Source organism: Methylorubrum podarium (genome assembly GCF_040270385.1).
GTDB classification, from domain to species: domain Bacteria; phylum Pseudomonadota; class Alphaproteobacteria; order Rhizobiales; family Beijerinckiaceae; genus Methylobacterium; species Methylobacterium podarium.
On sequence record NZ_JBELQE010000094.1, the window covers coordinates 30,426 to 47,922 of the forward strand.

The 17,497-nt window shown below is 71.2% G+C and carries 21 protein-coding genes; 11 read left to right on the plus strand and 10 right to left on the minus strand.

The annotated features are described in order from the left end of the window. The first annotated feature begins 284 nt into the window (after positions 1 to 284). From ABS772_RS18845 to ABS772_RS18855, 3 genes are all read left to right on the plus strand, one after another. The gene (locus ABS772_RS18845) at positions 285 to 2,327 is read left to right on the plus strand and encodes an ATP-binding protein (protein WP_350396347.1); all 2,043 of its coding nucleotides are present in this window, start codon (positions 285 to 287) and stop codon (positions 2,325 to 2,327) included. Between the two features lie 218 nt (positions 2,328 to 2,545). Further along, positions 2,546 to 2,749, plus strand: coding sequence for a DUF3311 domain-containing protein (locus ABS772_RS18850; RefSeq protein WP_350396348.1), 204 nt, complete (start codon positions 2,546 to 2,548; stop codon positions 2,747 to 2,749). Next, on the plus strand, positions 2,746 to 4,206 hold the full coding sequence (locus ABS772_RS18855; RefSeq protein ID WP_350396349.1) for a sodium:solute symporter family protein: 1,461 nt from the start codon (positions 2,746 to 2,748) through the stop codon (positions 4,204 to 4,206). Before ABS772_RS18850 ends, ABS772_RS18855 begins: the two co-directional genes overlap by 4 nt. Before the next feature lie 25 nt (positions 4,207 to 4,231). On the opposite strand, the gene ABS772_RS18860 is transcribed toward ABS772_RS18855, so the two are convergent. The 5 genes from ABS772_RS18860 to ABS772_RS18880 form a co-directional block, all read right to left on the minus strand. Next, complete coding sequence (locus ABS772_RS18860) at positions 4,232 to 5,116, minus strand: metallophosphoesterase family protein (protein WP_238257426.1); 885 nt, start codon at positions 5,114 to 5,116, stop codon at positions 4,232 to 4,234. Continuing rightward, positions 5,113 to 6,066 carry a diacylglycerol/lipid kinase family protein gene (locus ABS772_RS18865; RefSeq protein ID WP_350396350.1) on the minus strand — a complete coding sequence of 318 codons (954 nt, stop codon included), beginning with the start codon at positions 6,064 to 6,066 and terminating at the stop codon, positions 5,113 to 5,115. Before ABS772_RS18865 ends, ABS772_RS18860 begins: the two co-directional genes overlap by 4 nt. A 70-nt stretch (positions 6,067 to 6,136) precedes the next feature. Next, positions 6,137 to 6,655, minus strand: a complete 519-nt coding sequence (locus ABS772_RS18870) for a DUF3016 domain-containing protein (RefSeq protein WP_350396351.1) — start codon at positions 6,653 to 6,655, stop codon at positions 6,137 to 6,139. Continuing rightward, positions 6,652 to 6,867 carry a hypothetical protein gene (locus ABS772_RS18875; RefSeq protein WP_012456626.1) on the minus strand — a complete coding sequence of 72 codons (216 nt, stop codon included), beginning with the start codon at positions 6,865 to 6,867 and terminating at the stop codon, positions 6,652 to 6,654. The genes ABS772_RS18870 and ABS772_RS18875 overlap by 4 nt, the downstream gene beginning before the upstream one ends. A 197-nt stretch (positions 6,868 to 7,064) precedes the next feature. Beyond that, entirely contained in the window at positions 7,065 to 7,631 is a 567-nt protein-coding gene (locus tag ABS772_RS18880) for a ComEA family DNA-binding protein (protein WP_350396353.1), read from the minus strand. 344 nt (positions 7,632 to 7,975) lie between these two features. On the opposite strand from ABS772_RS18880, the gene ABS772_RS18885 reads away from it, so the two are divergent. Next, entirely contained in the window at positions 7,976 to 9,169 is a 1,194-nt protein-coding gene (locus ABS772_RS18885) for a patatin-like phospholipase family protein (protein WP_238257422.1), read from the plus strand. A gap of 122 nt (positions 9,170 to 9,291) precedes the next feature. Here the strand turns inward: ABS772_RS18885 and ABS772_RS18890 are convergent, their stop codons facing one another. From ABS772_RS18890 to ABS772_RS18910, 5 genes are all read right to left on the minus strand, one after another. Further along, the gene (locus tag ABS772_RS18890; protein ID WP_350396354.1) at positions 9,292 to 9,540 is read right to left on the minus strand and encodes a hypothetical protein; all 249 of its coding nucleotides are present in this window, start codon (positions 9,538 to 9,540) and stop codon (positions 9,292 to 9,294) included. A 223-nt stretch (positions 9,541 to 9,763) separates the two neighbouring features. Continuing rightward, positions 9,764 to 9,892, minus strand: a complete 129-nt coding sequence (locus tag ABS772_RS18895) for a TFIIS helical bundle-like domain containing protein (protein WP_238256264.1) — start codon at positions 9,890 to 9,892, stop codon at positions 9,764 to 9,766. A 98-nt stretch (positions 9,893 to 9,990) separates the two neighbouring features. Continuing rightward, positions 9,991 to 11,160, minus strand: a complete 1,170-nt coding sequence (locus tag ABS772_RS18900) for an MFS transporter (protein ID WP_350396356.1) — start codon at positions 11,158 to 11,160, stop codon at positions 9,991 to 9,993. 75 nt (positions 11,161 to 11,235) lie between these two features. Further along, entirely contained in the window at positions 11,236 to 12,234 is a 999-nt protein-coding gene (locus tag ABS772_RS18905; protein WP_350396376.1) for a GNAT family N-acetyltransferase, read from the minus strand. A gap of 213 nt (positions 12,235 to 12,447) precedes the next feature. Beyond that, positions 12,448 to 12,834 (minus strand): DUF2267 domain-containing protein, encoded by a 387-nt coding sequence (locus ABS772_RS18910; protein ID WP_350396357.1) that lies wholly within the window; start codon positions 12,832 to 12,834, stop codon positions 12,448 to 12,450. Between the two features lie 149 nt (positions 12,835 to 12,983). Between ABS772_RS18910 and ABS772_RS18915 the strand changes: the two genes are divergently transcribed. The 7 genes from ABS772_RS18915 (at position 12,984) to ABS772_RS18945 (ending at position 17,484) form a co-directional block, all read left to right on the plus strand. Continuing rightward, on the plus strand, positions 12,984 to 14,543 hold the full coding sequence (locus tag ABS772_RS18915) for a helicase HerA-like domain-containing protein (protein ID WP_350396358.1): 1,560 nt from the start codon (positions 12,984 to 12,986) through the stop codon (positions 14,541 to 14,543). Positions 14,544 to 14,586: 43 nt separating this feature from the next. Next, positions 14,587 to 14,922, plus strand: a complete 336-nt coding sequence (locus ABS772_RS18920; protein WP_350396359.1) for a hypothetical protein — start codon at positions 14,587 to 14,589, stop codon at positions 14,920 to 14,922. Next, positions 14,912 to 15,337: a helix-turn-helix domain-containing protein gene (locus tag ABS772_RS18925; protein ID WP_350396360.1), complete on the plus strand. Its 426-nt coding sequence runs from the start codon at positions 14,912 to 14,914 to the stop codon at positions 15,335 to 15,337. The genes ABS772_RS18920 and ABS772_RS18925 overlap by 11 nt, the downstream gene beginning before the upstream one ends. Before the next feature lie 175 nt (positions 15,338 to 15,512). Continuing rightward, complete coding sequence (gene rplU, locus ABS772_RS18930) at positions 15,513 to 15,905, plus strand: 50S ribosomal protein L21 (RefSeq protein WP_238257107.1); 393 nt, start codon at positions 15,513 to 15,515, stop codon at positions 15,903 to 15,905. Between the two features lie 49 nt (positions 15,906 to 15,954). Then, positions 15,955 to 16,221: a 50S ribosomal protein L27 gene (gene rpmA / locus ABS772_RS18935; protein ID WP_238257106.1), complete on the plus strand. Its 267-nt coding sequence runs from the start codon at positions 15,955 to 15,957 to the stop codon at positions 16,219 to 16,221. Positions 16,222 to 16,408: 187 nt separating this feature from the next. After that, the gene (locus ABS772_RS18940) at positions 16,409 to 17,008 is read left to right on the plus strand and encodes a GNAT family N-acetyltransferase (RefSeq protein ID WP_238257105.1); all 600 of its coding nucleotides are present in this window, start codon (positions 16,409 to 16,411) and stop codon (positions 17,006 to 17,008) included. Further along, positions 17,005 to 17,484: a hypothetical protein gene (locus ABS772_RS18945; RefSeq protein ID WP_350396361.1), complete on the plus strand. Its 480-nt coding sequence runs from the start codon at positions 17,005 to 17,007 to the stop codon at positions 17,482 to 17,484. Before ABS772_RS18940 ends, ABS772_RS18945 begins: the two co-directional genes overlap by 4 nt. The last annotated feature ends 13 nt before the right edge of the window (positions 17,485 to 17,497 follow it).

Sequence of the window (17,497 nt, forward strand, 5' to 3'; positions counted from 1 at the left end):
GCTTCGCTACCGCTCGCGATGACGGTGTGAGGCGAAATCCGAGGTGATCGGCAGGGAAGCGTGTCACCTGTTTCAGGGTGCATCGGCTCGGTTGCGTGCTGTCCTTCCCACCGCACGCGAGGAGAGGAAACTCCGTCGCACCCAACCGGCAAAAACCCACCGGTCCGGCTCATCCCCCCTTAAGCGTCTTTCTCAAGTGCCGCTTCACGCGCGGCTGTCACTGTCGTTCCCCTGACGAGCCGGGTTTGCGGCTCGAGCCGGCCTTGGGGACTTGCGTGGAACCGATGACCCTTGCGGTGAGCGTGATGGGCCTGAGCATCGCGGCCGCGATGCTGGCGCTGATCGTGGTATCGCTCCGCCGCCGCGAGCCCGTCGTGCCGGATTCCGATATGACCGAGGCGCTTCAGGACCGGCTCTGGCAGATCGCCGAGAGCGAGGAGCGCTACCGGGTGCTGGTCGAGGCCACGACCCAGGCCGTGGTGCAACGGGACGGGCAGGGGCGGATCACCTTCGCCAGCGAGGGTTTCGCCGCGCTGCTCGGCGTGAAGCCGCTGGAACTGATCGGCTCGACCCTGACCCCGGAGGTGATCGAGCGCGGCGCGGTCGAGCAGCGCCCCGACGGCGTGCGGGTGGTCGAGGAGCGCCTGGTGCCGGTGGACGGCGTGCCGCGCTGGTTCTCCTTCATCGAGATGCCGGTGAACGGCAGCACGGCCGGCCCGAACTGGCTGCGGGCGGGTCAGGACGTCACCGAGCGCGTCGAGGCGGCGCGCTCCCTCGACGAGGCGAAGAGCCGGGCGGAGACCGCCAACGTCGCCAAGTCCCGCTTCCTCGCCACCGTCAGCCACGAATTGCGCACGCCGCTGAACGGCATCCTCGGCATGGCCGACCTGCTGCTCGAAACCCGTCTCGACCCCGAGCAGCGCACCTATGTCGAGGCGTTCCGCACCAGCGGCAAGGCGCTGCTCGGCCTCGTCGACGGCATCCTCGACTTCTCCCGCATCGAGGCCGGCCGCCTCGACCTCGCCGCCGAGCCCTTCGACGTCGCCGCCCTGGTCGAGGGCGTGGTCGAGTTGCTGGCGCCGCGCGCGCAGGACAAGGGCCTGGAGATCGCCCTCGACATCGCCGACGACCTCGTGGCCTCGCGCGTCGGCGACGCCGACCGGGTGCGGCAGATCCTGGTGAACTTGGCCGGCAACGCCATCAAGTTCACCCAGGCCGGCGGCGTCGGCGTCAGCCTCGCCGCGGCGGGGGAGGGGCTCGTCCTCACCGTCGAGGATACCGGGCCGGGCATTCCGGAGGAGCGCATCCCGATCCTGTTCGAGGAGTTCGAGCAGGGCGAGGATAGCGCGAGCCACGAGGGGACGGGACTGGGGCTCGCCATCACCCGCCGCCTCGTGGAGCGCATGAACGGCACGATCGAGGCGCGCTCGACGGTGGGGCGCGGCTCGACCTTCCGGGTCGTGCTGCCGCTGCCCGCGACGGAGGGCGCGACGGCTCCCACAATCCCCGGCCTTGCATCGCGAAAAGTGCTGATCGTGGCCGGCTCGCCGTTCCAGGCGCCGTTCCTGGCGCGGCGGCTCAGCCGCTCGGGCGCGGCGGCGGTGGTCGTCGGCAGCGCGGAGGCCGGCCTCGACGCCCTCTCGGGCGTCGCCTTCGACGCGCTCATCGCCGACCGCAGCCTGGGCGACGCCGCCGTGCGCCGGCTCGCGGCCGAGGCCGCCCGCTGCGGCGTGCGCTGCAGCCTGATCCTGCTCTCGCCCTTCGACCGGCGGGAATTCGGCGCCCCGAACGCGGCGGGCTTCGACAGCTACCTGATCAAGCCGGTGCGCGCCCGCTCGCTGTTCGACCGCCTGCTGGAGCCGCGGCCCGCCCCGGCCCGCGGCCCCGCCGAGGCGCCGGCGCAGTCCGTGCCGGACGAGCCGGCCCGTGCGAAGACCGCCGCGCCGGGCCGCCGGGTGCTGCTGGCGGAGGACAATTCGATCAACGCACTGCTCGCCACCAAGGCGCTGGAGCGGCTCGGCGCGCAGGTGATCCTGGCCCGCGACGGGCTCGAGGCGCTGGCGGCGGCGGAAGGGCAGGGGCCGTTCGATCTCGCGCTGATCGACATCCGCATGCCCGGCCTCGACGGCCTGGAGGCCGCCCGCCGCATCCGCGCCCGCGAGGCCGAAACCGGCGCGCCGCCGCTCCATCTCGTAGCGCTCACCGCCAATACCGGTCGCGAGGACGTCGCCGCGGCCTTCGCCGCCGGCTTCGACGGCTTCCTGCCGAAGCCCCTCAACCTGCGCGCCCTGCCGGACCTGCTGGACCGCCGCGCCGCCGCGGCGTGAGGCGCGGCCTGAGGGGCGGCCCGGACGGAAAAGAGGAATTCCTCCCCTCGCCCTGGTGCGAATTCTGCCTCATGGTCCCCGCGCCGAAGCGACGGGGAACGCATGACCGCACCACGAAAGCATCGTCCCGAACGGTGGTTGCCGGCTTTCGGAGAAAGACGGCGCCCCCTCAGGAACCGAGAGCCTCGTCCTGAGACATCGCCGGGGAGGATCCGGCGATGCGGCTGATCCCATGGCTCGCGGCCCTGCCCGCCCTCGGGATGCTGGCGGGGCCGTTCTTCCTCAACCGGGTCGAGCCGCTGGTGTTCGGCATGCCGCTGCTGCTGGCCTGGCTCGTCGGCTGCACCGCGGCGACCTCGGCGATCATGGCGCTGATTTACCTCACCGATCCCGCCAACCGGGAACCGGGAGAGGGACCATGAACGCGGCGCTTCCGATCATCGCGCTCGCCGTCGTGGTGGCGCTCGGCCTGGGGCTCAGGGCGCGGTCGGGCCACGACATGGACATGGAGCAGTGGAGCGTGGGAAAGCGCGGCTTCGGCACGCTGCTCGTCTTCCTGCTCATGGCGGGCGAGATCTACACCACCTTCACCTTCCTCGGCGGCTCCGGCTGGGCCTACGGCAAGGGCGGCCCGACCTACTACATCCTCTGCTACCTGACGCTGATCTACGTCATCTCCTACTGGATCCTGCCGCCGGCCTGGCGCTTCGCCAACGAGCGCAACCTGTTCTCGCAGCCCGATTATTTCGCGGCGCGCTACGACAGCCGGAGCCTCGGCATCCTGGTGGCGCTCGTCGGGATCGTGGCGCTGGTCCCCTACATGGTGCTGCAGCTCAAGGGGCTGGGCATCATCGTCGCCACCGCCTCCTACGGGGCGATCTCGCCGACGCTGGCGATCTGGATCGGCGCGGCGGTGCTGACCGTCTACGTCATGGTCTCGGGCGTGCGCGGCTCGGCCTGGACCGCCGTGCTCAAGGATTTCATGATCCTGTTCGTGGTGATTTTTTTGGGAATCTATCTCCCGTATCACTACTACGGCGGCATCGGCGCGATGTTCACCGCGATCGATGGGGCCAAGCCCGGCTTCCTCGCGCTGCCGGACCGCGGCCAGAGCGCGACCTGGTTCGCCTCGACGACGCTGCTGACCGCGCTCGGCGGCTGGATGTTCCCGCACATCTTCGCCTCGATCTACACCGCGAGCGATGCGCGCACCTTCCGCCGCAACGCGGTCTTCCTGCCGCTCTACCAGCTCATGCTGCTGTTCGTGTTCTTCGCGGGCTTCGCGGCGGTGCTGCAGGTACCGGGGCTGACGGGGCCGGACGTCGATCTCTCGCTGTTCAAGATCGCGCTGCAGACCTTCCCGCCCTGGTTCGTCGGCGTCATCGGCGCCACCGGCGTGCTGACCGCCCTGGTGCCGGGCTCGATGATTCTGATCGCCGGCTCGACCCTGATCGCGCAGAACCTCTACCGGCCGCTGGCGCGCAACGCGACCGACGCCTCCACGGGTCGGCTCGCCAAGGGCATCGCGCCGCTGCTGGCGCTCGCCTGCGTCGGCTTCACCCTCTACGGCGGCGAGACCATCGTGCAGCTGCTGCTGATCGGCTACGCCGTCGTCACGCAGCTCTTCCCCGCCTTCTTCTTCAGTCTCCTGCCCAACAACCCGCTGACCCGGGCGGGGGCGATGGCGGGCATCCTGGCCGGTGTGGCCGCGGTGGCGGTGACGGTGGTCGGCGGCTACACCCTCGCCAAGCTGTTCCCCGGCCTGCCGGGTCCGGTGCAGGATCTCAACATCGGCGTCGTGGCGCTGGCGCTCAACCTCGCGGTCGCCTTCGCCGTCAGCCTCGCGGGCGGCGGCGCGCGGCGGGCGGCGCTGCCCTGACCCTCCGGACGGCGGCGCCGGGCGGTCAGCGCCCGGCCGGCTCCGCCTCGCCGGTCCGCTCCCCGGCCGGAGCGGGCACGGCCTCGTCCTCCCGCGCGTCCTCGAACGCCGCGCCGGTCCAGACCCGCACGGTGACGGTCGCCCGGCCGCCGTCGACGACGATGCGGTTGTAGGCGTTGGGCTCGTTGCCGCGCAGCCGCGTCGAGGTGGCCGAGCCCGCCTGCACGGCGAGCAGCCGCGCCCCGCCCGCCTGCGCCCGGCCGCGATCGACGGCGACCCTGTCGGGCTCGGTGCCGGTCTCCGGCGCCTCGGCGAAACGGGCGTAGTGGCGGTGGAGATGGCCGGCGAGCGTCAGCCCGACGCCGTGGCGGCGGAAGGCGTCCAGCGCCTCGTCGGCGCGACCGACGAGGCGGGCCTCCGCGTCCCAGGGCGGCGGCATGAACGGGTGGTGGCCGACCACGATCCGGAAGACATGGTCCGGCAGGGCCGCCAGCCGCTCCTCGGTGCGGGCGATCTGCGCCCGGGTGATCTTGCCTTGGGACCAGTCCGTCTCCGGCGCCCAGGTCCGCACCGTGTTGAGGCAGACCACCGCGATCTCGTCGTCGAGGAAGGTCGGCTCGGTGTCCCGCGCGATGAAGCGCCGGTAGCGGCCGAACGGGTGGAAGAAGCGGGTGAGGAGCTTGAAATAGGCGATGTCGTGGTTGCCCGGCACCGCGATCCAGGGCGCCGTGAGCCGGTCGAGGAAGGCGCGCGCCTCCGCATATTCCTTGCGCCGCGCCCGCATGGTGAAGTCGCCGGAGGCGACGATCAGGTCCGGCGCATCGCGGTTCAGCTCCGCGACGAGCCCCTCGACCACCGCCGGTTCGGTGCGCCCGAAATGCAGGTCGGAGATGTGGGCGAGCCGTCTCACCGCTCGGGCTCCGGCACGATCACCGTGAGGGCGCGGGGCATCAGGCGGTAGCGCAGGGGCGGGGCGATCAAGCGGACCTCTCCATCGTTCATCACCCGCAGCGCGCGCCTCCGGGCGGAGACGGCGAAGCGGGTCGCACTGCGGCGCTCCAGGCCCGGCAGGCGGCGCCAGCGGCCGAGCCCGAACCCGAGCGCCAGCCGGACGACGCGCCACGGCGAGAGCCGGCGGGCGATGTAGAGCGTCAACTCGCCGCCATCGACCTGGCTCCGCTCCAGAATCTTTCCCGGCCCCTCCGCGTAGTCGTTGTTGACCACCGCGAGCAGGCGGACGCGCAGCCGCGTCCGCCGCCCGCCTTCCGAGAGCACGGCGGAAAGGCGCGGATAGGGGCCGAGATGGCGCAGGGTCGCCGCCGCGAGCCGAAGCAGCGCCGGCATACCGAGCCGCCGTCCGCGAAAAACCTCGCGGTGGCGGACCATGCGGGCGGGCATGCCGAGCACCGAGTTGATGAGGAAGAGGTGGCCGTTGACGCTGCCGACATCGACGGCGCGGGCATGCCCCGCCCGGAGCACCGCGACCGCGCCGTCGAGGTCGAGCGGGATGCCGAGATCCTTGGCCAGCAGGTTCATGGTGCCCAGCGGCAGGATGCCGAGGGCCACGCCGCTGCCCGCGAGCACGCCAGCCGCGCAGTTGAGCGTGCCGTCCCCACCCGCCACCGCCACGGCCGCGACGCCCTCCGTGCGCAGGGCGGCCCGCAGGCGCTCGAGCAGGGGGAGGGTCTCGTCCGGCTCGGGAAGGAGGTCGAGCCCCGCGGCCCTGAGCCGCGCGCGGATCGCGTCCGGCGTGGGGCCATCGGCGAAGGAGCCCGACGCGGCGTTGGCGACGAGGACGATCCGCATGTCTTCCGGCGTTCCCCAGCCCCCTGACGGCGCGGGCTTGAGCGTCGCCGCCATCCGCCATCCCGAAGGGATCGATCGGATGGCGTATGACAGGCGCGGGCGTCGGACGTGTGACGGGGCCGGATCAGCCCGGCGGCGGGCGGCCCTGCACGAAGCGCGTCCGGAACCAGTCGCGCAGAACCTCGCGCTCGTAGAAGAAGGTCTGCCCGGAGGAGAGGCGGTTGGCCCGCAGCAGGAAATTGATGTCGGTGACCGTCTCCTCCGCCGCCCGCACCGTGCGTCCGCGCTCCTTCAGGGCGTAGCGCAGACGGAAGCGGGGCGGGGTGATGTCGGTGACCACCCGCACGCCCTGGGCCGCGCCGAAGCTCGGTCGGTCGAGGCCGGCGAGGTCGATGTCGAGCACCGCGATGTCGAGCGTCTGGCCCGGCGCCAGGACCGGGTTGCCGAGCATCTCGAACAGGCGGCGCATTTCGGCCAGCACGACCCGCGGCGACAGGCCCGAGCCGTAGCGGTTCTCGGCATCGGTGTAGCGCTCGGGCGCGGCGAAGGTCACCCGCACCTGCGCCGCCGCGGGCGCGGCGGCGAGCGGAGCGGAGAGCGGCGCGGCCAGGACCGCGAGCAGGCCGAGCGCCGCCGCCCTCATTGCTGCGAGCGCTTGAGGATCGCCTGCAGGGCGCGGGCGACCGGCTCGGTGATCGTGCGCCGGTACTTGCGGTGGACGAGCTGGCCGTTGTGGTAGATGTCCTGCTCGACGTAGAGCCGCTCGCCGTCCCAGCGGACGATGTTGTCGGATTCCGTCGTCTCCTCGACGCCCAGATCCCGGCGGAGGATCGGTGCGCCGGATGTCGTTTGCATGGAGCGGCCTCGGCCTTCGATTGGGGAAATGCCCACCCTGTTTAGGGCCTCGGCGCGCGCTGTGCCAGGGTCGGATGCACGGCGCGACCGCCGGAGACCGGTCCGCCGGTTTCTCTCGGGCCCGGTTGTCGCCTGCTCGTCCATCGGAATGCGACCGCGGAATCCGGCGATGACCCTTCGCGACGGGCCCGAGGCCGTCACTGCACCGTCACCTGATCCTTGATGCGCTGGTAGGTGGAACGGTTGAGGACGCGCTTGCTCAGGAGTTGATCGACGGAGGCGTAGGGCCGGTGCTGGATGATGGCGCGGCCGATGGCGCCGCCGCCCTTCAGCCCGTTCAGCTCGCCGAGCGAGGCCGTGTTGAGGTCGATCAGGGCGACGGCCGCCGGCGGAGCGTTCTCCTCGGCTTCGGCCACCGGGTCGGGCTCGGGCGGCGTCTGCGCCGCCGGCGGCGGGACCGGCACGGGCGCGGCGGCAGGCGGTGCGGGCGGAGGCGGTGCCTCGGCGACCGGCCGGACCGGCTCTCTTGCAGGCTCCCTTGCAGGTTCTCTCGCGGGCTCGGACGGTTTCACCACCCGCACCGGCTCGGACCGAGACGGCGCGGACGCCGCATCCGCTGGCCGGGCGGGTGTCGTCGTCATGGCGGCCGGTGCCGCGGTCCCCGGCTCGGAGCCGCGAAGCCAGATCGATTGGATGACCCAGGCCAGACCCGCCGCCGCCGCGATCAGGAGGACGACCCGCAGGATCGCCGATCCGCTCAGCATGAACGCCTCCCGACCGAAACGCGGACGCGAGACAGGATCGAGGTCTCGGCTCCGGACATCGCGGGCATCCTAACCTGCGGGCACAGCTCGAACATATGACAAATCCGAGAGATCGAACACGGCGCCTCGCCGGGCAGCCGGGCTCTTCCCGCGCCAGCGAAGGCACCGAAGGAGCCGCGCCGACGGGCCTTGTGGAGGATCCGTCCGAACCCATCCCCCGCAGGTTGTGACGCCCCGGCACCGGTGACCGCGCAAGCACCGCAGCCATGTGCGGGAACGCAATACGGCCAAGCTCGTTTCGTGTAGGCTGGCCCCATTCCACCGGGCTTGTTCGGGTCATGTCGATGCCAAAGCGTTTCCGCTGGTCGCGCCTGCTCCTTGCCGCGGCGGTTGCCGGGCAGGCCGCGGCCTGCTCCTCGCTGCCGCGAACGAGCTACACCAAGGACCAGGCGGATGCCGCGACCGTGCCCGGCATGGTCGGCGTCCGGGCCTATGCCGACGCCAGCGCCGCCGAGTTCGTGGCGATGGCCGCGGGCCCGCAGAAGAAGCGCCAGACCTTCAGCTACCTCGCCCTGTCCGGCGGCGGCGGCGACGGCGCCTACGGCGCGGGCGTGCTCAACGGCTGGACCGCCTCGGGCAAGCGGCCGGACTTCACCATCGTCTCCGGCGTCTCGACCGGCGCCCTGATCGCGCCCTTCGCCTTCCTCGGGCCGGCCTACGACTCCTATCTCACCGACATCTACACCAGCGGCATCGCCGAATCCCTGGTGCAGAGCCCGAGCCTCGCCAACGTGCTGTTCGGCTCAGGCCTGTTCGGCGACGGGCGGCTGCGCAACCTGATCGCCCGCTACGTCACCCCCGACCTGCTCCAGGCCGTCGCCGAGGAGCACGCCAAGGGCCGCCGCCTGCTCGTCGTGACGACGAACCTCGACACGCAGCGCGCGGTGATCTGGAACATGGGCGCCATCGCCGCGAGCGGCGCGCCCAACGCGGTCTCGCTCTTCACCGACGTGCTCACCGCCTCCGCCAGCATCCCGGCGGTGTTCCCGCCCCAGCTCCTCGACGTGCAGGCCGAGGGCCGCGCCTTCCAGGAGATGCACGTGGACGGCTCGGTGGTGACGCCGGTCTTCACCCTGCCGCAGTCCTTCCTGGTGCGCGACGGGCGCTTCCGCAGCGCCGGCAAGGCCGACATCTACGTGGTCATCAACGGGCGGCTGGAGCCCGAATTCGACGTGACCAAGAACAACACCCTGTCGATCGTCGAGAAATCCTTCACCACAGCGAGCCGCGCCCGCTCCCGGGCGACGCTGGTGGCCACCGACGCGTTCGCCCGGCGCAACGGGATCGGCTTCAACCTGACCTATATCGACGAGAGCGCACCGCGGACGAGCACGGCCCGCGGGTTCGACACCGGCTACATGCGCAGCCTCTACCAGTTCGGCTACGAGGCCGGCCGCACCGGCCAGTTCTGGCACCCGAGCGTTCCGGCGGAGCCGCTGGTCAAGAGCGTGGTGCGGGAGGCGGTGGCGGGGCGATGAGCCCCCGCGCCGATCGCATCCAACATCCGATCGATCCCTTCGGGATGGCGGATGTCGGCTTCGCTCAAGCGCCGCGCGGTCTTGCCGATCCGGTTCCCGCTCCGATCGGAGCGGGAACCGGATCACAGCGCGATGCGCAGAGGCTCGGCGCTGAGACGCACCGCGCCCGCGCGGCGTCCGGTCTCGCTCACCGCGTAGTGAAACGCCGCCTCGCGGCTCCGGAAATAGCCCCCGCCGAGGCCGTGGCTTTCCAGGGCGACCCAGCGGCCCTGCCCGTCCTGGCCGACGACGTAGCTGGGCAGGCTGTTGCCCGCATCTGTTCCGGCCTCCGCGGGTTCGGCGGCCGGGGCAAGTTGGTGCAAGGGGGACATGATCTGATCGGGTGGCGCGGTCCGGTGAGGTGAACCGCGGCAGAAACCTGGGCCTTGGCCCGTGAGGATTCGAGAGCGGGGAAGGGGCCGGGGCATGAAGGTCTCATCAGGAAAAGACCACCCCGCAAAAGCCCCCCGCACGGCGAGGCCGGCGGCGGGCATGAAAAAGGGCCGCGCCGCCCTTTCGGGCGGCCGGCCCTCGGGTCGTCGCCGCGCGGCGGGACTACTTGCGCAGGATCTTCGTCACGAGGCGGCCGATCGGGCTGCTCGAATCGGCGTTGCGGTCGTCGCGGGCGACGGCGCGGTCGTCGGTGCCGAGGATCTTGGTGACGATGCGTCCGATGAGGCTCATGGTTCGTGCTCCTTCGTCGTGGGGCCGGGACAACGGTGCAGCTTCGACAGAGATAACGGATGCCGCCGGGGCCGCGTTCCGTGCCGCGCGACCGATCCTCAGCCCGCGCGTCCCCGCAGGAGGCTTCGCACCACCGGCACCGCGTAGATCGCGAAGAGCAGGCTCATGGCGACGGCGAAGCCCTGGGGCGGGGCGAGGTCCATGCCGCCGCCGATGAGCGGCGGCCCGAGCATCAGCCCGGCATTGTAGAGCATCACGAAGGCGGCGTTGGCGCCGGCCAGATCCGGCCCGCGCAAGCTGGATCCGAGATGGGCGAGGCCCACCGTGTAGAGCGTGCCGACGATCCCGCCCCAGGCGAAGAGCAGGGCGGTGAGCCCCGGCAGGGAGGCGGAGGCCGCCGGGATCAGCGCTGCCCCGAGCGCCCCCGCGAGGCTGGCGCCGAGCAGGACGAGGCGACGGTCCACCCGGTCGGCGAGGAGGCCGACGGGGATCTGGAACAGCACGTTGCCGAGCGCCACCGCGCTCACCAGGGCGGCGGCGACCTGCCCGTCAAGGCCGATGCGCAGGCCGTAGAGCGGCAGGATCGCGAAGGCGCCCGCCTCCACCGCCCCGTAGAGGGCGGCGGCCAGCACCGCGAGCGGCGCGAGGCGCAGATAGGTCACGATCCCGGCGCCCTCGTCGTGCCCGAGCGCGGGCGAGAGGTTGCGGGCGAGCACGAGGGGGGTGAGGCCGAGGAAGAACAGGGCCGAGCCGGCGAGGTACGGCGCGAAGCCCTCCGTCCCGAGCAGCGTCAGCAGGGTCGGCCCGATGGCGAAGCCGATCGCCAGCACCGTCGCGTAGATGCCCATCACGAGCCCGCGCCGCTCGGGCGGGGCCGCGTCGTTGATCCAGTACTCGGAGAGCACGAACAGCACGCCCATCGTCGTCGAGAAGACGAAGCGCAGGGGGAACCACAGGACGAGGTTCGGAAGCAGCTTGAAGGCGGTGAGGCACAGGCCGCCGAGCACGATCGCCAGGATCAGCAGGCGCACCACGCCGACCCTTGCCGCGAGCCGCGGCACGAAGGGCACCGTGACGATCGCCGCGAACCCGGCGATCGCCGTGTTGAGGCCGATGACGACGCTCGAGGCGCCCATCCGCTCCATTTCCAGGGACAGGAGCGGGATCGACAGGCCGAGCCCCGTGCCCACCACCGCCACGCAGGCGATCGCGGCGGTCATCGCGCCGAGCCGGTCGCGATCGGAGACGGGGGCGGAGACGGCGGACATGACCTTGCGACGGGGCGTCAGGGGTGGGAGGGGCCTGCCTGACCCGGCTTCACCCCGCTCCGCAACCCGCCGCGATCAGGCGGCGTGCCGATCCGCACCCGCGCCGAAATGGCCGATATAGCGCGCCGAGATCGCCGAGACCGGCAGCACCACGAGCACGTCTGTGGTGCCGAACTGGCGGTCGACCACCGCGCCGTCGCCGAAGGTCGCCCCGACCCGGAGATAGCCCTTCACCAGCGGCGGCAGCGCCATCAGCGCGGCCTTCGGATCGACCGATTCCTTCGACAGCCGGTCCATGGCGACGAAGCGCTCCGGCAGGGCGCGGGCCCGCCACGCCTCGGGGGCGCGGGCGTGGTGGTGGAGGAAGCTCAAGGGCAGCGCCAGACGGTCCGGATCGGTCCCCTCCAGGCTGGCGCAGCCGAGCATCGCGTCGATGCGGTGGTGCAGCACGTAGGTCCAGATGCCGTGCCACAGCAGTTCGACGGTGCGCTTGGTGCGGTAGGGCTTCAGCACGCAGGAGCGGCCGAGTTCGAGGAAGCGCTTTCCCGGATGGCGCTCGAGCAGTGGCGCGAGGTCGTACTCGCCCGAGGAGTAGAAGCCGAAATGCGCCTCCGCCCGGTCCTGGCGCAGGAGCCGGTAGGTGCCGACCACCTTCGGGCGGGCCTTGCGGAACGGCTTCGCCTCGGTCGCGGCGTGGTCGATGACCAGGAGGTGGTCGCAGATCGCGTCGTAGGCATCGACGTCCCGGCGCTTGAGCGCGGCCATGCCGGTCGGCACCGCCGACATCTCTTCGTAGAACACGCGGAAGCGCAGGCGCTGCGCCCGCCGGATCTCGGACTTGGTGGTGGCGAGCCGCACTTCGAGCGCGCCGATGCGGCCGAGGCTGGGATCGAGCCCCGGCTCCAGCAGGAAGCGCTTGGCGCGGGCTTTCAGCAGGATCGGCGCCGCCCCCGGCAGGGCGAGGTCGCCGCCCTCGAAGGTCTGGCGGAAGCGGGCGAAGGGTGCCTGGACCTTGGTCTCCCAGCCGGCCTTCCACGCGGCCGTCGCCTCGCGCGGGGAAAAATTCGGCAGCATGGTCGACACGATCCCGTCGCGGCGGAGGCAGCGCGATGCGTCCTCTTGCGCGGCGACAACATCATGAAGGCCGCACGCTTTTATGACGGAGAACTTCGTGTTTTGACAGAGACTTGCGCGCAGCCGTCGTCGGGCCTCGCGCAAGGCTTTCGTGGTAGCCGGCGAACGAAACCGGCTAAGGATCACAAGGGCTTGGCGTCGATCCCTGACGGTTCAGACGAACTGGTTCAGCCCCGGGATCGAGCCGACGATCGGACCCATCACGTCCTCGCCCGCCTTCTCGCGGCCGTAGGCGAAGAGCTCCTGGCCGAGCGGCTGCATCTGATTCATCGGTACGCCGGCCGAGATCAGCTTCTGCCCGAGCGCCATCACGCCGCCGCCCATCATCCCGCCGAGCATGCCCATCAGGCCGCCGCCGCCTTCCGACGCATTCGCCTCGGCGAGCGCCGCCTCGGACCCCGGCAGGGCGGCCATCAGCTGGCTCACCTCGGTCGCCGGCCCCTCCTTCTGCAGGAAGGCGAGGATGTGCCCGATCGCGGTCTTGGCGGTCGCGGCGTCGAGGCCCGTGCGGTTGGTCACGCGGGCAATCAGCTCTTCCATGAAACGCTTCCTCTCTGGCAGGTTTTTCGTCTGTCCGACGGGGCGGCGGCGAAATCAAGGGTTGCCCGCCGCGCGCAGGCTCTGGATCGGGCGGGTGCGGCGCCATACCCTGTCTCGCACGACGGTCACGGTTCGAGCGAGGGTGCGCGATGGCGGGCGAGGGGACGATTCTGGTCGGCCGGAGCACGGGCCCGCAGCCGAAGCCCGAGGTGCTGACCCTGCGGCTCGCCAACCGCCACGGCCTCGTGGCGGGCGCCACCGGCACCGGCAAGACCGTGACGCTGCAGGTGCTGGCGGAAGGTTTTTCCAACGCGGGCGTCCCGGTCTTCGCCGCCGACATCAAGGGCGACCTCTCGGGGCTCGCCGCCGCGGGCGAGGCCAAGCCGCATTTCGTCAAGCGGGCGGAAGAGCTCGGGATCGCCTACGAGCCCGACCGCTTCCCGACGGTGTTCTGGGACGTGTTCGGCGAGCAGGGCCACCCGATCCGCTGCACCGTCACCGAGATGGGTCCGCTCCTGCTCGCCCGCCTGCTCGAACTCAACGACACCCAGGAGGGCGTGCTCAACATCGCTTTCCGCGTCGCCGACGAGAATCAGTGGCCGCTGATCGACCTGAAGGACCTGCGCGCGCTCCTCACCTTCCTGTCGGAGAACGCCAAGGAGCTGTCGGCCACCTACGGCAACGTCTCCGGCGCCTCGATCGGCGCGATCCAGCGGGCGCTCCTCGTGCTGGAGAACCAGGGCGCCGACCAATTCCTCGGCGAGCCGGCGCTCAACCTCGAAGACTTCATGCGCACCGACCGGGAGGGCAGGGGCTTCGTCAATATTCTGGCCGCCGACAAGCTGATGCAGCGGCCGCGCCTCTACGCCTCGTTCCTGCTGTGGATGCTCTCCGAGCTGTTCGAGCAGCTCCCCGAGGTCGGCGATCTCGACAAGCCCAAGCTCGTGTTCTTCTTCGACGAGGCGCATCTGCTGTTCAACGACGCCCCCAAGGCGCTCCTCGACGCGGTGGAGCAGGTGGTGCGCCTGATCCGCTCGAAGGGCGTCGGCGTCTACTTCGTGACGCAGAACCCCCTCGACGTGCCGGAGACGGTGCTCGGCCAGCTCGGCAACCGGGTGCAGCACGCGCTGCGCGCCTTCACCCCCCGCGACCAGCGCGCCGTGCGCGCCGCCGCCGAGACCTTCCGGCAGAATCCCGGCTTCGATGTCGGAAAGGCGATTACCGAACTCGCCGTCGGCGAGGCGCTGGTGAGCTTCCTGGAGGCCAAGGGCACGCCCTCCATGGTCGAGCGGGCGCTGATCGCCCCGCCCCAGGGCCGGGTCGGGCCGCTGACGTCGGCGGAGCGCGCCGCGATCATCGGGCAGAGCCCGATGCGCGGGAAATACGACGAGGCGGTCGACAACGAGAGCGCCTACGAGATGCTGGCCCAGCGCAAGGGGCTGGATACCGCCCCGGCCGAGGCGGCGGCCCAGAGCGAGGGCGGGCTCTCCGGGATGCTCGGCGGGCTGCTCGGCGGCCTGTTCGGGAGCGGCGAGGAAGCGCCGAAGGGCAAAGGGGCGGGCAAGGGAACCGGCCGCACCAGGCGCCCGCCGCCGAGCCTCGCCGAGCAGGTCATCGGCAACGCCGCCCGCTCGATGGCGCGCAAGGTCGGCACCGAGGTGGGCAACGCGATCCTGCGGAATGTGCTGGGGGGACTGACGAAGCGGTAGGCGTCGGTTATGGCCCCTTCCAATCTATACGCGTGAAGCGTATATGTGGGGTCTCGACGACGTCTCGATCGAGATCTGCTTCGTCGATCGTGACGTCATGCTCGTCGCGATCGCGACCCCGGTCGGCACGTTCGAATTGATCGGAGAGGTCCGCATCCGCGCCGGGCTTCTCGTCATCGCGAACGCGCATATCCAAGGTCTCGAACCGGGTGCCCTCGGCCGGCAAGGGCTCAACACGGTCGCCCGGAAGATGATGGTGGAAGCCGATGTCCAAGGGCTTGTCGTTGAAGGAGGCACTCGCACGACGGGGCGCACCCGCGGCCGCCGACAGCGCCCCTTCCGGTTCCCCCATCCGTCTTCGTCTCGCGATGACGGATGACATCGGCCGGCCCGTCGATCTGGTCCGCCTCCTGAGCGCGCACGGCTTGTCGCTGAAGCGGTCGCATTCCGTCCTGAACCGGATCGCGGAGGGCGAGGCTGTGGCCGTCCGCCTCTGGAGCAAGACGCCCGACGCGCTTGTCGCCCAGCTCCGCTCGCTCGGTGTCGACGCACGGCCGCTGAGCGTGCCCGACGTGGACACGAAGGCGATTCGCAGCCGCCTCAACCTGTCCCAGGCCGACTTCGCCGTCCGCTTCGGCTTCGAACTCGACACGGTTCAGAATTGGGACCAGGGGCGACACGTGCCCGATCCGGCCACGCGGGTGCTGCTCGCGGTCATCGACCGCGATCCGGGCCTGGTCGATGCCGTGCTGGCCGCTCGCGGTCCGGCCGGCCGGCGCGACCGCGCGGATTGACAGACCAGCGATCCACCACTATCCGACCAACGCAACGCGCGGCTTCCTCGACGAAGTCCGCGCGTTTCGCGTTCGCGCGCTCACGGCCAAGCCCGGGTGACGCGGATGACCTGAACAAGAAGACGGCCCAGGCGCCTCGAGCGCCGGAGGCCGGCAGAGAACACGAGAGACAACGATGTTCGCAGTCATCAAGACCGGCGGCAAGCAGTACCGCGTTGCCGCCAACGACGTCATCACCGTGGCCACCCTCGAGGGCGAGGCCGGCGCCTCCGTCACCTTCGGCGACGTGCTGCTCTTCACGGATGGCGATGCCACCCAGATCGGCACCCCGCTCCTGTCGGGCGTCGGCGTCACCGGCGAGATCGTCCAGCACGGCCGCACCCGGAAGGTCATCGCCTTCAAGAAGCGCCGCCGCCAGAACTCGCGTCGCCGCCGCGGCCACCGTCAGGACTTCACGGTCGTGCGCATCACCGAGATCAGCGCCGGCGGCAAGACCTCGAAGGCCGAGCCGCGCAAGACCCGGAAGGCCGAGCCGGCCGCCGAGTCCGCCCCGGCCGCCGCCGAGTAAGACCGGCCGCACGCCTCGAACGCAGATCTAGAAATTCCGGAGCAATCCCATGGCACACAAAAAAGCAGGCGGCTCGTCCCGCAACGGCCGCGACTCCGCCGGCCGGCGCCTCGGCGTCAAGAAGTTCGGCTCGGAGGCCGTCATTCCGGGCAACATCATCGTGCGCCAGCGCGGCACGAAGTGGCATCCCGGCACCAATGTCGGCATGGGCAAGGACCACACCCTGTTCGCCCTGACCGAGGGCAAGGTGCAGTTCGAGACCCGGCGCGGCCGCGCGTTCGTCACCGTCGTACCAGTGGCCCAGGCCGCGGAGTAACGGCGGACGCTTGTCGCTGACGACGAAGCGAGCGTCCCGCCGGTGTCCCACACCGAACCGGCGGACGATCGCTGCGGCTTCAGGCGAAGCTTCGAGCGGATCGGAACACGGGGGAGGATGGGGCACCATCCTCCCCCTTCGTCGTCCCGGACGGCGCCGCACGGCGCTCTTCACTCACCGGCTCACGATGTTCCCCGATCTCACCCGCGACGATGTCTTCCGCATCGAGACGCGACGGCTCTGGCTGCGCTGGCCCATGGCCCGCGACGCCGAGGCCGTCTCGCGGCTCGCCGGCGATCCGGCCGTGGCCGAGAGGACCGCGCGGATCCCGACGCCGCTCCCGCTGCACGAGGCGGAGCGCTTCGTGATCCGGGCACGCGCCGCGAACACCGCGGGCGACGGGCTGATCATGGCCCTGTGCCGGCGGGCCTCGCCCGCGAACCTGATCGGGATCGTCTCGGTCGAGACCCGGCCGGACGAGCCGGAGCCGCATCTCGGCTACTGGCTCGGGCGCCCGTTCTGGGGCGAGGGACTGATGACCGAGGCGGCCGAGGCGCTGGTGGATGCCACCTTCGCCTATGCCGGCGGGCGGGTGCTCGCCTCGGCGGCGATGATCGGCAACACGGGTTCGCGGCGCGTGCTGGAGAAGTGCGGGTTCCGCCTCACCGGGGAATCGGCGCCGGTCTTCCCGGCACGCGGCGGAATCGTCCCGAGCCACACTTTCCGGCTCGACCGGGCGGCGTGGCTCGACCGGCACGGGACGGCGGCGGGGAGGCCCTCGCCGTGAGGACGCGAACGGTCGCCGGCATCGGAGCCGGCCTCACCGCGATCGCCCTCGGCAGCCTGATCTTCGCGATCACCCGCGAGGAGCCGCCGCCGCCGATCGAGCCCGTGGCCGCGCCCGCCCCGAAACCTCGGGGAGAGAGCCGGCTCTACTGCGAGTTCTACAACTTCGCCGGCCGCACGCCGAAGGTCGGCTTCTACTTCGCCTCCCCCGCGGGCGGCGGCACCGCCTACGGGCAGCTGTTCCAGCGGGAGGCGGACGGATCGCAGACGCTGTTCGACGAGCGCCCGAACTGGACCTACGATCGTTCGGGCGAGGCACCGACCCTGCGCTCGCCGGACGGGGCGATCCAGATCAACCTCTACGGCGACGGCGGCGCCAACGGCCGCCAGCCGGATGCCGGCGGGTGGTTCGAGGCGGGCCTGCGCAGCATCCAGTACCTCAACCTCGACGGCCAGTGCCGTCGCACCGAAAGCTGACCGGTCTCCGGTC